Annotated in this window: 9 protein-coding genes; 4 read left to right on the plus strand and 5 right to left on the minus strand. The window is 63.6% G+C overall.

The genetic code is table 11. From position 1 onward, the window contains the following. Window positions 1-148: 148 nt before the first annotated feature. Together RQP54_RS12030 and RQP54_RS12035 are read right to left on the minus strand one after the other, a co-directional pair. Window positions 149-1,570, minus strand: a complete 1,422-nt coding sequence (locus tag RQP54_RS12030) for an aspartate kinase (RefSeq protein WP_315678554.1) — start codon at window positions 1,568-1,570, stop codon at window positions 149-151. A 123-nt stretch (window positions 1,571-1,693) separates the two neighbouring features. Further along, on the minus strand, window positions 1,694-2,134 hold the full coding sequence (locus RQP54_RS12035; RefSeq protein WP_315678555.1) for a YbaN family protein: 441 nt from the start codon (window positions 2,132-2,134) through the stop codon (window positions 1,694-1,696). Between the two features lie 46 nt (window positions 2,135-2,180). Here RQP54_RS12035 and def point away from each other — a divergent pair, with 46 nt between their 5' ends. Beyond that, entirely contained in the window at window positions 2,181-2,720 is a 540-nt protein-coding gene (gene def / locus RQP54_RS12040) for a peptide deformylase (RefSeq protein ID WP_315678556.1), read from the plus strand. A 3-nt stretch (window positions 2,721-2,723) separates the two neighbouring features. Here the strand turns inward: def and RQP54_RS12045 are convergent, their stop codons facing one another. Beyond that, the gene (locus RQP54_RS12045) at window positions 2,724-4,010 is read right to left on the minus strand and encodes an FAD-binding oxidoreductase (RefSeq protein WP_315678557.1); all 1,287 of its coding nucleotides are present in this window, start codon (window positions 4,008-4,010) and stop codon (window positions 2,724-2,726) included. A 361-nt stretch (window positions 4,011-4,371) separates the two neighbouring features. Here RQP54_RS12045 and RQP54_RS12050 point away from each other — a divergent pair, with 361 nt between their 5' ends. Both RQP54_RS12050 and RQP54_RS12055 read left to right on the plus strand, forming a co-directional pair. Further along, window positions 4,372-5,106: a gamma-glutamyl-gamma-aminobutyrate hydrolase family protein gene (locus RQP54_RS12050; RefSeq protein ID WP_315678558.1), complete on the plus strand. Its 735-nt coding sequence runs from the start codon at window positions 4,372-4,374 to the stop codon at window positions 5,104-5,106. A gap of 131 nt (window positions 5,107-5,237) precedes the next feature. Further along, window positions 5,238-6,656 carry an adenylate/guanylate cyclase domain-containing protein gene (locus tag RQP54_RS12055; protein ID WP_315678559.1) on the plus strand — a complete coding sequence of 473 codons (1,419 nt, stop codon included), beginning with the start codon at window positions 5,238-5,240 and terminating at the stop codon, window positions 6,654-6,656. A 9-nt stretch (window positions 6,657-6,665) separates the two neighbouring features. Here RQP54_RS12055 and RQP54_RS12060 read toward each other — a convergent pair whose 3' ends face one another. Together RQP54_RS12060 and map are read right to left on the minus strand one after the other, a co-directional pair. Beyond that, the gene (locus RQP54_RS12060) at window positions 6,666-9,299 is read right to left on the minus strand and encodes a [protein-PII] uridylyltransferase (protein WP_315678560.1); all 2,634 of its coding nucleotides are present in this window, start codon (window positions 9,297-9,299) and stop codon (window positions 6,666-6,668) included. A 39-nt stretch (window positions 9,300-9,338) separates the two neighbouring features. After that, window positions 9,339-10,145, minus strand: a complete 807-nt coding sequence (gene map, locus RQP54_RS12065) for a type I methionyl aminopeptidase (protein WP_315678561.1) — start codon at window positions 10,143-10,145, stop codon at window positions 9,339-9,341. 184 nt (window positions 10,146-10,329) lie between these two features. Between map and purL the strand changes: the two genes are divergently transcribed. Further along, the gene (gene purL, locus RQP54_RS12070; RefSeq protein WP_315678562.1) at window positions 10,330-14,367 is read left to right on the plus strand and encodes a phosphoribosylformylglycinamidine synthase; all 4,038 of its coding nucleotides are present in this window, start codon (window positions 10,330-10,332) and stop codon (window positions 14,365-14,367) included. Window positions 14,368-14,518 lie beyond the last annotated feature (151 nt).

Here is a 14,518-nt window from a genome sequence, read left to right on the forward strand (position 1 = left end):
TGCATGCCGAATGCAGCTGATTCGCTTGCATTGCCCACGATTTTTGGCCATAGCCCGCGTGGAAAAAGCGTAGCCAGCTACTTTTTGTATAGCAACTACAAACAAGAATGGCACCTTGCGGTGCCATTTTTTACGCGATGCGACGGCTTCAGGCCTTGGGAACCGGCGCACCGGAGTTCACGCACAGTGCCATGTTCAGGGCCTTGACGGCGGTCTTGTAGTCTTCGCGCTCGATGACGAACTGCATGCTGACCTGGCGCAGGGTCTGCGACACGCAGTTCACGTTCACACCCGCGTCTGCCAGCGCCTGGGCGGCCTTGGCCAGCACGCCGGGGATGCCGATGTTGGAGCCGATGGCGCAGACGATGGCACTCTTCTTCACGGTGACCACCTGGTAACGGCCTTCGAGTTCGGCAATCAGCTCCGCGCTGGCCTGGTTGTCCCAGATCAGGTGGGCGATGGAGTTGGCGTTGGTGGCCTTGAGGATGTAGCTGATGTCGTGGCGGCTGATGATTTCCATCAAGCTGGCGTCAAAGCCCACGGTACCGACCATGCTGGGGTCGTGGATCTCGATCAGCGTGACCTTGTCGGTGCCCGTCACCATTTCCACGCGGGCGCGCTCGCCCACGAAGTCCTTGGTGATGAGGGTACCGGGGTGGTCAGGCTCGAAGGTGTTCTTCAGGCGGATGGGAATGCCAGCCAGCTCCATGGGCTTGGCGGCCTTGGGGTGGATGGCTTCCATGCCCACGTCGGCCAACTGGTCGGCTACGTCGTAATTGGTGGCACCCACAATCACGGCGTTTTCCAGGCCCACGAGGTTGGGGTCGGCGGACGAGAGGTGGAATTCCTTGTGGATCACGGCCTCGGTGGGGCGCACTTCCACGGCGATCTTGCTGAAGGTGACCTCGGAGTAGCCGCGGTCGAACTCGCGCATGATGCCCTCGGTGCCCTTGGTATAGCCCGTGGCCACCACCACCTTGTCGGACAGTTCCAATCCCTTGAAGCTGTTGGCGATGCGCTCGTCGATGGTCCAGGCTTCGTTGTCGTCGAAGCCGGCCAGGTCCATCAGCAAGGCGTTGACGCCATTGGCCTTGAGGATTTCCACCGAGTTGAAGGCGCTATGCGACTCACCGATGGACGCCAGCACTTCGCGGGCGGCCAGCAGGATGTCCTTGCGCGCGATGTAGCCGCTGGCCAGCACGTGCTGCATGGCACCCAGGTATTCGCGGGCCTGGGCAATGCGGTGGTCGATGAAGGCATCAGCCACATCCAGAGGCAGGCCCAGTTCGGCAAAACCGGCATTGAGCTTCTTCAGGCTCACGGCCAGGCCATTGAGTGCGTCCTGGTAACCCTTGCCTTCGGCAAACAGGGCATAGATGCCGCGCTCGCCGGTCTTCTTGTGTTCCAGCAGCTGGTTGGTCACGCCCGAATAGGCCGACACCACGTAGATGCGCCCGTTGATGTGGGCTTTGTTGTGCAACATGATGTGGCGGAGCACATCACCAAAGGCAGACATGGACGTGCCGCCGATTTTTTCGACGGAGATCTGGACTGGGTTGGCAGCAGACATGGGCAGGCGCAGCGATGGCGTAGGGTTGATCGGTATGGAGGAAAACCCTTAATTATCCACCAGCTCCGGTGGTGGAACTGACTCGTAACTGTCTCGATTCGTTACGAATTTAGGGGCGAATCCTCATGATTCGCTGTCTGGTGGTGCTTTCGGCAGGGCCTCCGGCCGCTGCCACAGCCATGCCAACACACAGGCCATGGAACCGATCGCCAGTACCTGGACCAGGGGTTTGCGCACGAATACCAGGATGATGAGGGCACTGCTCGCCATGACAATGGCGGCAGACCACTTGGCCTTGCGGCTCACCACGCCGCCACTGCGCCAGTCACGCAGCATCTGACCGAAGGCCGGGTGCGATTCGAGCCAGGCCAGCAGCCGTGGGGATCCACGTGTGGCCGCCCAGGCGGCGAGCAGGATGAACGGCGTGGTGGGCAGCACAGGCAGGAACACGCCCAAGATGCCCAGGCCCAAGCTCACCACCGCCAGCAGTTGGTACAGCCAGCGTGCCAGTGCCGAACGCACCGGTACGGCAACAGCGGGGGAGGGGGGTGTTTGCTCGTTCATGGCGGAGAAGGCGCTATTCTGTCGCCTTTAGACACCGCTTGAAGCCATGACCGTTCGAGAAATCCTGCGTATGGGCGACGCCCGCCTGTTGCGCACCGCCCAACCCGTGACCGAATTTGACAGCGATACGCTGCATCTGCTGGTGAGCGACCTGTGGGACACCATGCGGGCGGCGAATGGCGCCGGGTTGGCGGCACCGCAGATCGGCGAGGACTGGCAGGTAGTGGTGTTCGGGGGCACCGGGCGCAACCCGCGCTACCCCGACCGACCGGAGGTTCCGGCCACAGTCTTGGTGAACCCGGTGATCACGCCGCTGGGCGAGGCGGAGGAGGAAGATTGGGAAGGCTGTCTGTCGGTGCCGGGCTTGCGCGGCCTAGTGCCGCGGCATGCACGCATCCGCTACACCGGCTTTGACCAGTACGGCGACCCGATTGACCGCACGGTGGAAGGGTTCCACGCCCGGGTGGTGCAGCACGAGTGCGACCACCTGTGGGGCCGCCTGTACCCCACCCGCATGCGCGACCTCACGAAGCTGGGCTTCGTGGATGTGATGTTCCCCGAACTGGCCGGGCTCGACGACGACTGATGCTTAAACGCCCAGGCTGTCGCGCATCTGGTACCACCAGGCTCCCATGGCCGTGAACGGAACGCGGAACAGGCGACCGCCCGGGAAGGGGTAATGGGGCAGCTTGGCGAAGGAGTCGAAGCGTTCGGCATCGCCACGGATGGCTTCGCCCAGCAGGCGGCCGATCAGGTGGGTGAAGGTGACCCCGTGGCCCGAGCAGCCTTGCGAGTAGTAGATGTTGTCCGACAGCTTGCCCACCTCGGGCAGGCGCGACAGGGTCAGCAGGAAGTTGCCGGTCCAGCCGTAATCTACCTTCACACCCTTGAGTTGCGGGAAGGTCTTGAGCATCTTGGGAACGATGATGGACTCGACGTGGGCCGGGTCGCGTGCACCGTAGATCACGCCACCGCCGTAGATCAGGCGCTTGTCGCCGGATAGGCGGAAGTAGTCCAGCAGGAAGTTGTTGTCTTCGACGCAGTAGTCCGAGGGGATCAGTTCGTCGGCCAGCGCGCCCAGCGGGGCGGTGGCAATGACCTGGGTGCCGCAGGGCATGGACATGCTGGCCAGCTTGGGCTCGAGCTCGCCGATGTAGGCGTTGCAGGCCACGATGACGAACTTGGCTTCCACCTTGCCTTGGGCGGTGTGGACGACGGCAGTGGTTCCGCGGTCGATCTTGGTCACGCCCGAGTTTTCATAGATGGTGCCGCCGTTCTGCTCCAGCGCAGCTGCTTCGCCCAGCGTCAGGTTCAGCGGATGGAAGTGGCCACCGGTCTTGTCGATCAGCAGGCCTTCGTAGCGGTCGCTGTTGACGATCTTCTTGATTTCGGACTTGTCGGTCACCAGGGAGAGGTCCTTGTGGCCCCATTTTTCCCACAGTTCCTTGTGCTCCTGCAGTTGGTGCACTTTCTTGGCGGTCATCGCGGCGTAGACGCCACCGTCCTTCAGGTCGCAGTCGATGTTGTACTTGGCGACGCGCTCACGGATGATCTTGGCGCCTTCGAACATCATCTGGCCCAGGGGGCGGGCGACTTCCATGCCGAAGTTGCTCTCGATCACGTCGATGTCACGCGAATAGCTGTGCACGATCTGGCCGCCATTGCGTCCGGAGGCACCCCAGCCGACCTGGGCGGCTTCCAGCACCACCACCTTGTAGCCGGCTTCGGCCAGCGCAATGCCGGACGACAGGCCGGTGTAGCCCGCACCAACGATACACACGTCAGCCTGCACCGTGCCTTGCAGGCTGGGACGCAGGGGGGTGGGGTTGCGGGAGGCTGCGTAGTACGAAGGCGCGTGGGGGGTTACGGCTTGCATGGTTTCTCCTGATGTCTGGTTTTCCATCGGAAATGCCGATGGCTTCAATCGCAATGGCCGTAAGGTTATCCCTTTCGGTTAGCGAATCGGGGGCCAGTTGGTGGTGCCAAATTGGTACCACCAAGTTGCCAATATGAGTGGAACCATTGAGTACACTTTACATGGCCCTTGTGGCTCCATGGGCACAATTTCATCTGGCACCACGCATTCACGCCGATTTGGGCACACTTGTGATCACAAACCCCCAAGCGATGCCCCGCCGCCCACCCCGGGCCGGACGGTGCAATTTTTTAAGAGACTAACCATGACAAATGCCTCAACTAGCGCTGGCAACGCAGCCAAACGCAAACCTGTAGTCCTGATGTCCATGGGCTCCCAGGCCCGCTCCGGCCATGACTACCAGGTCATGACCAACAAGTACATCAACCCCATCGTCCAGATCGCCGACTGCGTGCCCATCCTGGTGCCCACGGCCTACGGTCCGATCAACATCGACCAGTACCTGGACATGGCCGACGGCGTCTACATCACGGGCGCCGCCACCAACATCGATCCGGTCCTCTACGGCCAGGAAAACAAGACCCCCGAAAAGCCGATGGACCGCACCCGCGATCTGTTCGACATTCCGCTGATCCTGGCGGCACTGGAGCGTGGCCTGCCCCTGTTCGGCGTGTGCCGCGGCATGCAGGAACTCAATGTGGCGCTCGGCGGCGACCTGCACCAGAAGGTGTACACCCTGCCTGGCATGAAAGACCACCGCGAGAACCCGCAAGCCGACGTGCCCGGCCAGTACGCCGACGTGCATGAAGTGCGTCCCGTTCCCGGTTCCTGGTATGCCGACCTGATGCAGGTCGAGAGCTTCCAGGTGAACTCCTTGCACGGGCAAGGCCTCAACAAGCTGGGCAAGGGTATCGAGCCTGCCGCCTATTCCGACGACGGCCTGGTGGAAGTGGTGCACATGCCCGGCCGCAAGGCGTTCACCCTGGGCGTGCAGTGGCACCCGGAATGGCGTGCGTCCGACAACCCCAACTCCATCCGCATGTACAAGGCCTTCGGCCAGGCGTGCTCCGAATACGCCGCTGTAAAGCGTGCCTGAGCGAAAGCTGAAAAAGAGATGCACGAGGGGCCTACGGGCCCCTTTTTCATGTGCAGAGACCGGCTTCTTGCCGGTGTGCCGCGGGCATGGTGGCGTCTATACTCATTTGCGTTAACTCCAAGGGGTCCATCATGCGAGACGATGACCTGGAAGCCCGCTATCTGGCGCTGGAGAATGCGGCGCCGCTGGGATTCGCCAGTGCCTTGCGTACGTTCGTGGCTGAAGGCTGCGATCGCGAGCTCAATCGCACCAATGTGCTGGAATTCGCCGCGCGTTATGGCCTGGATGAGGAAGATGCGGTAACCGGCTTTGTTCACGCCGCGCGCATCGGTCTTTTCGATCTCTCGTGGAATCTACTGTGCCCCGGTTGCGGTGGGGTCCTGGGAGCCAACACCACCCTGAAGTCCATGACCAAGACGGAGTACCACTGCGCGATCTGCACGGTAGGGTACACGCCCACCCTGGATGAAATGGTGGAGGCCAGTTTCAGCGTCAACCGCAGGACGCGGCGAATTCCCGGCCACGAACCCGATTCCTTGCCTTTTTGGGAGTACCTGCGGCAGTTCTTCTGGAGTTCAGGCATCGAACTGCCGGACGGTGAGGAATTTGAGAAGCTCACGTCCCAGATCACGCTCGACACGGTGGAACTGGCGCCGGGCGAGAAGTGCCAGATATCCCTGGTGCTGCCGCCGTACTACATCCTGATCTTCGAGCCCGTCACGCACACGGCGCAGCACCTCAACGTACGGGGCGATCCTCCTCCCCAGCGACAGGAGCTTTCCATCGTGTACACCGAGGAGAACCAGCAGCTTCCTCCGCGGAAGCTGAAGTCCGGTCCGCTGCGCCTGACGCTAGAAAACCGCACGAAACACCGGGTACTGCCGGGAATCTACATCGGCAACGTCTCATTCAAGGAGATGATTTCCCAAAAGAGGCGTTACCTGACCGCGGCGCGGCTTCTGACCAACCAGACATTCCGGGAGTTTTACCGTGGCGAAACCCTGGATGTCGAGCAACGCCTGAAGCTGACCAGCCTGACGTTTCTTTTCACTGACCTGCAGGGCTCGACGGAGCTCTATGAGCGCGTGGGTGATTTGCAGGCCTTCGATCTGGTGCGCGCGCATTTCGGCGTACTGACGGATGCGGTGAACGCCGAGCATGGCGCTGTGGTGAAAACCATCGGTGATGCAGTCATGGCGACGTTTGCAGCACCCGACAGGGCGGTGGCAGCGGCGCTGCGCATGCGGGAGGCCATGCGGCAATTGAATGCCGAACGCGGGCGCGAAGACCTGCTGGTCAAGATCGGCATCCACGAAGGTTCGTGTCTGGCGGTCTCGCTGAACGACAGGCTCGATTATTTCGGCCAGACCGTCAACATCGCGGCGCGGGTCCAGGGACTGGCCAATTCCCAGAACATCTTTGCAACGGAACCCGTGGTGCGGCATTCGGGCGTGAAGCAGTTGCTCGCGCGCCAGGGTGTGACGGCCCAGGCGCGGCAGCACGCACTCAAGGGCGTCAGCGAGCTGTATACCGTGTACGAGATCCCATGAGGTGGCGGCTCATGCGTTCGCGCTCAGCGCTTCCAGCAGTTCGGTCTCGATCTCCAGCTGCTTGCGGTTGTGCTGCAACTGCGCGCCCGAAATGAGGAAGGTGTCTTCCACGCGTTCACCCAGGGTAGCCACCTTGGCCAGTTGGACGCTCACTTCGTGGCGCGCCAGCACCCGTGCCACGCTGTAGAGCAGGCCCACCCGGTCGCTGGCCGAAATGTTGAGCAGCCACAGCTGTGCCTTTTCGTCCGGCTTGAGCGTGACCCGCGGTGCGATGGGGAAACTGCGCACGCGCCGTGACACACGCCCCTTGCTCGGGTTGGGCAGCGGGAGCTGCTTGGCGATGGCATTGGAGAGCCCGTTTTCCAGACGGCTGGTGAGCTCACGGTAGTGCTCGTCGAGCTCCATGGTGGTCACCACCTGGAAGGTGTCGAGCGCATAGCCCTTGTTGGTGGTGTGGATGCGGGCGTCCAGGATGCTGAAGCCGCCTTGGTCGAAGTAGCCGCAGATGCGCGCGAACAGGTCGTTCTGGTCCTGGGTATAGACCAGCACCTGCAGGCCCTCGCCCACGGGCGAGCGGCGGCAGCGCACGATCGGTGATTCGGTGGTGACGTGGCGCGACAGGTGCTTGGTATGCCAGGCGATGTCAGGCGCGTCGTGGCGCATGAAGTAGCTGACGTCCAGCGTGTCCCACAGGGGTTTGTGGGCTTCGAAAGGCATGGCATAGAGCGCAATCTGCACCAGGGCTTCACGCTTGCGGGCCTCCACTTCGGCGTCCGGGTCCGGCACCGCGCCGCCGAGCGCACGGGTAGTGCGCTTGTACAGGTCTTCGAGCAGCTTGCCCTTCCAGGCGTTCCACACCTTCGGGCTGGTGCCGCGGATGTCGGCCACCGTGAGCAGGTACAGGGCGGTGAGGCGGCGCTCGTTGCCCACGCGCTTGGCAAAGGCCGCAATCACGTCCGGGTCGGTCAGGTCCGACTTCTGGGCAATGTGGCTCATGGTGAGGTGTTCCCGCACCAAAAAGCTGATGAGCTCGGCGTCCTGGTCGCCTATGCCATGGTCGCGGCAGAAGCGCTTGACTTCGACGGTACCCAGTTCCGAGTGGTCGCCACCGCGGCCCTTGGCGATGTCGTGGTACAGCGCCGCCACATACAGCAGCCATGGCTTGTCCCAGCCGCTGGCCAGCTGCGAGCAGAACGGGTACTCGTGCGCGTGCTCGACGATGAAGAAGCGGCGCACATTGCGCAGCACCATCAGGATGTGCTGGTCCACGGTGTAGACATGGAACAGGTCGTGCTGCATCTGGCCCACGATGCGGCGGAAGGTCCACAGGTAGCGGCCCAGCACCGAGGTCTGGTTCATGAGCCGCATGGCGTGGGTGATGCCTTCGGGCTCCATGATGATCTTGCGGAAGGTCTCGCGGTTGATCGGGTCCTTGCGGAAGGCGGCGTCCATGACGCCGCGGGCGTTGTACAGCGCCCGCAGCGTGCGCGCCGACAGGCCCTTGACGCCCACCACCGTCTGGTAGACGTGGAAGGTTTCCAGAATGGCGTGGGGGTTGCGCTGGTACAGGTCGTCGCTGGTGACGTCGATCATGCCCGCCTTGTCGTTGAAGCGGTCGTTGATGCGTCGCGGTGCGTGGGTCGAGGGGTTGAGCCGCTCCTCGATGTTCATCAGGAGGATCTGGTTGAGCTGCGCCACGGCTTTGGCGGCCCAGTAGTAGCGCCGCATCAGTTGCTCGCTGGGGCGCACTTGCTGGCCGCTCTTCTTGGGCCGGGGCGCGCCGGGAACTGGCGGCGCGGGCATCACGTAGCCAAACGTGGCGGCCAGGGCGTTCTGCATGTCGAAGATCAGGCGGTCTTCACGCCGGTCGGCCAGCACGTGCAGACGGGCCCGGATCAGGCTGAGCAAGGCTTCGTTGCGCTCGATCTGCTTCACCTCGAAGGGCGTTGCCAGACCATTCCTGGCCAGGGCCTTCCAGTTGTCCCCGAACCCCGCGGCCTTGGCCACCCACAGGATCACCTGCAGGTCGCGCAGGCCCCCGGGGCTTTCCTTGCAGTTGGGTTCCAGCGCGTAGGGCGTGTCTTCGAACTTGGTGTGGCGCTGGCGCATCTCCAGCGTCTTGGCCACGAAGAATGCCTGTGGGTCGACCGCCCGAGCAAACTGCGCCTGGAAGTCCTTCGACAAGGCTGCATTGCCGGTGATGTGGCGGCACTCCAATAGCGCCGTCTGCACGGTGACATCCTTTTCCGCTTCGGCCAGGCAGTCGCCCACCGAACGCACGCTGGAGCCGATTTCCAGCCCCGCATCCCAGCAACTGCCGATGAAGGATTCGATGCGCTGCTTCAGGGCGGAGTCGTTGTCGGTGCTGAAGGCATTGGGCATGAGCACCAGCACGTCCACGTCGGAGTGCGGAAACAGCTCGCCACGCCCGTAGCCTCCCACCGCCAGCAGGGCCATCGGTGCGCCCAGGCCTGCGGCGTTCCAGAGCTGTGTGAGCATGGCGTCGGTCAGCTTCGACAGACGCCCCAGCAGAGGCCGCACGCTGCGCTCGGCCGTATGCGAGGTCTTCAGCGTATCGAGCAATGCGGCCTTGTCGGCGCGGTAACGGGAGCGGAGTTCGGGCAGAGACAAAGGGGTAGTCATGGAACCGGGGGCCAGTCCGGCCCGAACAATGGGTGGGTCTTACTTGACGAAGGCCGGGGTAGGGGGGCTGCCTGCGGACAGCGTGAGCACCTCATAGCCGGTGGGGGTGACCAGTACCGTGTGTTCCCACTGGGCCGAAAGCGAACGGTCGCGCGTTACGATGGACCAGCCGTCCTGCTCGGGGCCTTCCTTGATTTCCTTCTTGCCGGCATTGATCATGGGCTCGATGGTGAAGGTCATGCCCTCCACCAGCTTCTCGCCGGTTCCGGGTCGCCCATAGTGCAGCACCTGGGGTTCCTCGTGGAAGCCCTGGCCAATGCCGTGGCCGCAGAATTCGCGCACCACCGAGAAGCCATGGCCTTCGGCAAATTTCTGAATGGCGTGGCCAATGTCGCCCAGCGTGGCACCGGGCTTGACCATCTGGATGCCGTGCCACATGGCCTCGTGGGTGAGGGCGCACAGGCGCTTGGCCGCAATGGAGCACTCGCCAATAAGGAACATGCGGCTGGTGTCGCCATGCCAGCCGTCCTTGATGACCGTGATGTCGACGTTGACGATGTCGCCCTTCTTGAGTGGCTTGTCGTTGGGGATGCCGTGGCACACCTGCTGGTTCACCGAGGTGCAGATGGACTTGGGGTAGGGCTTGTTGCCGCCACCGGTGTAGTTCAGCGGGGCCGGCACGCAGCCCTGCACATCGACCATGTAATCGTGGGCCAGCTTGTCGATCTGGTTGGTCGTGATGCCGGGCTTGATGAAGGGCGTGAGGTAGTCCAGTACTTCGGAAGCCAGGCGGCCGGCCAGGCGCATGCCTGCAATGCCTTTTTCGTCTTTGTAGGTGATGGTCATGGCGCAATTATCCCAGAGGGCATGAACTCAAGCCTTCATTGGGGAAAAGCCGGCCCGCCGGCGTTTTGTATGCAATCCGCGGCGGCCCCGGCGGCTAAAATAGCAGGCTCTTTGCAGGCCCGCCCATTCAGCGTGGGCCCGCACTTCTTAGCGCTTCCCAACACGCTCGACACAAGGCCACCCCGTGACCCTGCACATCACTACCTTCGAAGGCGGCAACGCCCTGTCATCCTTCCGCGTCCAACAGCTGCTGCCTGCCCTGCAGAAGGTGCACGACAAGATCGAAGGCATTGCCGCCCGCTTTGTGCACCTCGTGGCCAGCGAATCGGCGCTGGATGCGGCCCTGGCCGACAAGATCAGCGCGCTGCTGACCTACGGCGACCCCTACCAGGGCCCGTCGGAGGGCGCCTGCGTGGTGGTGAGTCCGCGGTTCGGCACGGTGTCCCCCTGGGCTTCCAAGGCCACGGACATCGCCCACAACTGCGGCTTTGCCGTCAAGCGCATCGAGCGCCTGGTGGAGTACCGCATCACGCTCAAGTCCGGCCTGCTGAGCAAGCCGACCCTGAGTACCGAGCAGTTGCAGCAGGTGGCTGCCTTGCTGCACGACCGCATGACCGAGAGCGCCATGCTGGACCGCGCCCAAGCCCAGGAACTGTTCCACGCCCTGCACCCTGCCCCCATGGACCATGTGGATGTGCTTGGCGGCGGCAAGGCTGCGCTGGAAAAGGCCAACAAGGACTGGGGCCTGGCCCTGGCGGCCGACGAGATCGACTACCTGGTGAATGCCTTCAACGGCTTGGGGCGCAACCCCACCGATGTGGAGCTGATGATGTTCGCCCAGGCCAACAGCGAGCACTGCCGCCACAAGATCTTCAACGCCCAGTTCACCATTGATGGCGTGGCGCAGGACAAGAGCATGTTCGGCATGATCCGCAACACGCACCAGACCAGCCCGCAGTACATGCTGGTGGCCTACAGCGACAACGCCTCGGTGATGGAAGGCCATCAAATTGAGCGTTTTGTGGCAAAAACGGCCTCCAGCCCGCGTGAAACCAGCGCGGGACGCTATGAAAAGACGAGCGCCTTGCAGCATGTGCTGATGAAGGTGGAAACCCACAACCACCCCACGGCCATCTCCCCCTTCCCCGGTGCCTCCACCGGCGCGGGCGGCGAGATCCGTGACGAAGGTGCCACCGGCCGTGGCTCCAAGCCCAAGGCAGGCCTCACCGGCTTTACCGTGTCCAAGCTCTGGGGCGGCTGGTCCGACCAGGCCGACGGCAAGCCCGCGCACATTGCCAGCCCCTTGCAGATCATGGTCGAAGGCCCCCTGGGCGGCGCGGCGTTCAACAACGAGTTTGGCCGCCCGAACCTGCTGGGCTACTTCCGCGAATACGAGCAGACCGTGGCCAGCGACGTGGACACCGTGCAGCGCGGCTACCACAAGCCCATCATGATCGCCGGTGGTCTGGGCAGCATCGACGCTGGCCTGACCCACAAGATCGAATTCCCCGCAGGCACGCTGCTGGTGCAGCTGGGCGGGCCCGGCATGCGCATCGGCATGGGCGGTGGTGCGGCGTCGTCACTGGCCACCGGAGCCAACGCCGCCGAGCTGGACTTCGACTCGGTGCAGCGTGGCAACCCCGAAATCGAGCGCCGTGCGCAGGAGGTCATCAACCAGTGCTGGATTCTGGGTGAGCAGAACCCCATCCTCGCCATCCACGACGTGGGGGCAGGGGGCTTGTCCAACGCCTTCCCCGAGCTGACCAACGACGCGGGCCGCGGTGCACGCTTCGACCTGCGCGCCGTGCCTCTGGAGGAGTCCGGTTTGGCGCCCAAGGAAATCTGGTGCAACGAGAGCCAGGAACGCTACGTCATGGCCATTGCTCCTGAGTCGCTGGAGCTGTTCAAGGCCCTGTGCGAACGTGAACGCTGCCCGTTTGCCGTGGTCGGCGTGGCCACCGAAGAGCGCGAATTGAAACTGGTGGACGAGGGCAAGGAAAGCCCGGTCGACATGCCCATGAACGTGCTGCTGGGTAAGCCGCCCAAGATGCACCGCGATGTGAAGAGCATTGCCCGCAAGGCCCAGCCACTGGTTTTGGACGGCGTGCCGTTGCAAAAGGCCGTCATCGACGTGCTGGCGCACCCCACCGTAGCGTCCAAGCGCTTCCTCATCACCATTGGCGACCGCACCGTGGGTGGCCTGACCCACCGCGACCAGATGGTCGGCCCCTGGCAGGTGCCCGTGGCGGACTGTGCCGTGACCCTGGCTGACTACAAGGGCTTTGCCGGTGAAGCCATGTCCATGGGCGAGCGCACGCCGCTGGCGGCGCTGGACGCACCCGCCTCGGGCCGCATGGCCGTGGCCGAAGCCATTACCAACCTGTTGGCCGCCCCCATCGAGCTGCCGCGCGTGAAGCTCTCCGCCAACTGGATGGCCGCCTGTGGTGAACCCGGTGAAGACGCTGCGCTCTACGCCACCGTCAAGGCCGTCGGCATGGAACTGTGCCCCGCCTTGGGCGTGGGCATTCCCGTGGGCAAGGATTCGCTGTCCATGCGTACCCAGTGGAAAGCAGACGGCCAGGAAAAGAAGGTCACCTCGCCCGTGTCCCTCATCGTCAGCGCCTTCGCTTCGGTGGCCGATGTGCGCGTCACGCTCACGCCCCAACTCAATGCCGAGGATGACACTACCCTGGTGCTGGTGGACCTGGGCGCGGGCAAGAACCGCATGGCTGGCTCCATCCTGGCCCAGACCTTGGACCAGATGGGCGACACCGTGCCTGACCTGGACGATGCCCAGCGACTCATCCACCTGGTGAACGCCGTGAATGCCCTGCGTGCCCAGGGCCAGGTGCTGGCCTACCACGACCGCGGCGACGGCGGCCTGCTGGCTACCGTGGCCGAAATGGCCTTTGCCGGCCGCGTGGGCGTGGCCCTCAACGTGGACACCCTGGTGCTGGAAGGCGACGGCGTCTCCGACAGCCGCATGGACAGCGGCGAAGCCAAGAACTGGGCCACCCAGGTGGGTGCGCGACGCGACGAGCTGACCCTCAAGGCGCTGTTCAACGAGGAACTCGGCGTTGTGCTGCAGGTGCGCACTTCTGAGCGCGACGCCGTGCTCAAGACCCTGCGCGAGCACGGTCTGGGTGCCATGACCCACGTCATCGGCAAGACTCGCCCGGCCAGCAGCACCATCGACGCCGGTAAGGGTGAACTGCAGGTGTGGCGCGACGCCAAGGCCGTGTTCAGTGCCAAGCTGTCCGACCTGCACCAGGTGTGGGACGCGGTGAGCTGGAAGATTGCCCAGCAGCGCGACAACCCGGCCTGCGCCGACTCAGAACACGCCGCTGCCGGCCTGGAAGCCGACCCCGGCTTGCACGTTTATCTGCCAAATTCGGCTGTAGCCCTCGAAGGTACTGCGCAGGCCGCTGCAAAAACTGTAGCGCCTGCCGTCCTGACGGCGCGCCCCAAGGTGGCCGTGCTGCGCGAGCAGGGCGTCAACTCGCACGTGGAAATGGCCTACGCCTTCACCGAAGCCGGTTTCGAAGCCTATGACGTGCACATGACCGACCTGCAGACCGGCCGCGCCAAGCTGCAGGACTTCCAGGGCGTGGTGGCCTGCGGTGGCTTCAGCTATGGCGACACCCTGGGTGCCGGCATCGGCTGGGCGCGCTCCATCACCTTCAACGAGGTGCTGTCCGCGCAGTTCAAGGCCTTCTTTGCCCGCACCGACACCTTTGGCCTGGGCGTGTGCAACGGCTGCCAGATGTTTGCCGAACTGGCCGACATCATCCCCGGCGCGCAGGACTGGCCGCGCTTCACCACCAACCAGAGCGAGCGCTTCGAAGCCCGACTAAGCATGGTGGAAGTGCTCGATTCGCCCAGCCTGTTCTTCAAGGACTTGGCCGGCATGCGCCTGCCGATCGCCGTGGCCCACGGCGAAGGTTTTGCCAACTTCAAGTACCGCGGCAACGCCGACAAGGCCATCGCCGCCATGCGCTACGTGGACAACAGCGGTGCGCCGACTGAGGTCTACCCCTACAACCCGAACGGCAGCCCCGGCGGCCTGACGGCAGTCACCACGGCGGACGGCCGCTTCACCGCCATGATGCCGCACCCCGAGCGCGTGTTCCGCAACGTGCAGATGAGCTGGACCAGCCTCGACAAGAGCGAATTCAGCCCCTGGATGCAACTGTGGCGCAATGCGCGCCGTTGGGTGGGTTGAATCGGCTGTCGCGTCTAACCGCCTATGCAAGCCCAAGGTCGCTCGCGGCCATGGGCTTTCTTGTTTTCGATGGCCCAGTGGCATGTCGATGTCCGGTTTTTGACGCTTTTTGTCCGGGCCGCTGATTTGCATTAATCTCCTTGCATGGTGC

It is taken from the genome of Curvibacter sp. APW13 (assembly GCF_032337135.1).
Taxonomy (GTDB): domain Bacteria; phylum Pseudomonadota; class Gammaproteobacteria; order Burkholderiales; family Burkholderiaceae_C; genus Allorhodoferax.

What these genes read in the sequence shown, in the direction of transcription:
- RQP54_RS12030 (WP_315678554.1), bottom strand. Translation starts at nt 1,570, where the DNA reads ATGTCTGCTGCCAACCCAGTCCAGATCTCCGTCGAAAAAATCGGCGGC.
- RQP54_RS12035 (WP_315678555.1), bottom strand. Translation starts at nt 2,134, where the DNA reads ATGAACGAGCAAACACCCCCCTCCCCCGCTGTTGCCGTACCGGTGCGT.
- def (WP_315678556.1), top strand. Translation starts at nt 2,181, where the DNA reads ATGACCGTTCGAGAAATCCTGCGTATGGGCGACGCCCGCCTGTTGCGC.
- RQP54_RS12045 (WP_315678557.1), bottom strand. Translation starts at nt 4,010, where the DNA reads ATGCAAGCCGTAACCCCCCACGCGCCTTCGTACTACGCAGCCTCCCGC.
- RQP54_RS12050 (WP_315678558.1), top strand. Translation starts at nt 4,372, where the DNA reads ATGTCCATGGGCTCCCAGGCCCGCTCCGGCCATGACTACCAGGTCATG.
- RQP54_RS12055 (WP_315678559.1), top strand. Translation starts at nt 5,238, where the DNA reads ATGCGAGACGATGACCTGGAAGCCCGCTATCTGGCGCTGGAGAATGCG.
- RQP54_RS12060 (WP_315678560.1), bottom strand. Translation starts at nt 9,299, where the DNA reads ATGACTACCCCTTTGTCTCTGCCCGAACTCCGCTCCCGTTACCGCGCC.
- map (WP_315678561.1), bottom strand. Translation starts at nt 10,145, where the DNA reads ATGACCATCACCTACAAAGACGAAAAAGGCATTGCAGGCATGCGCCTG.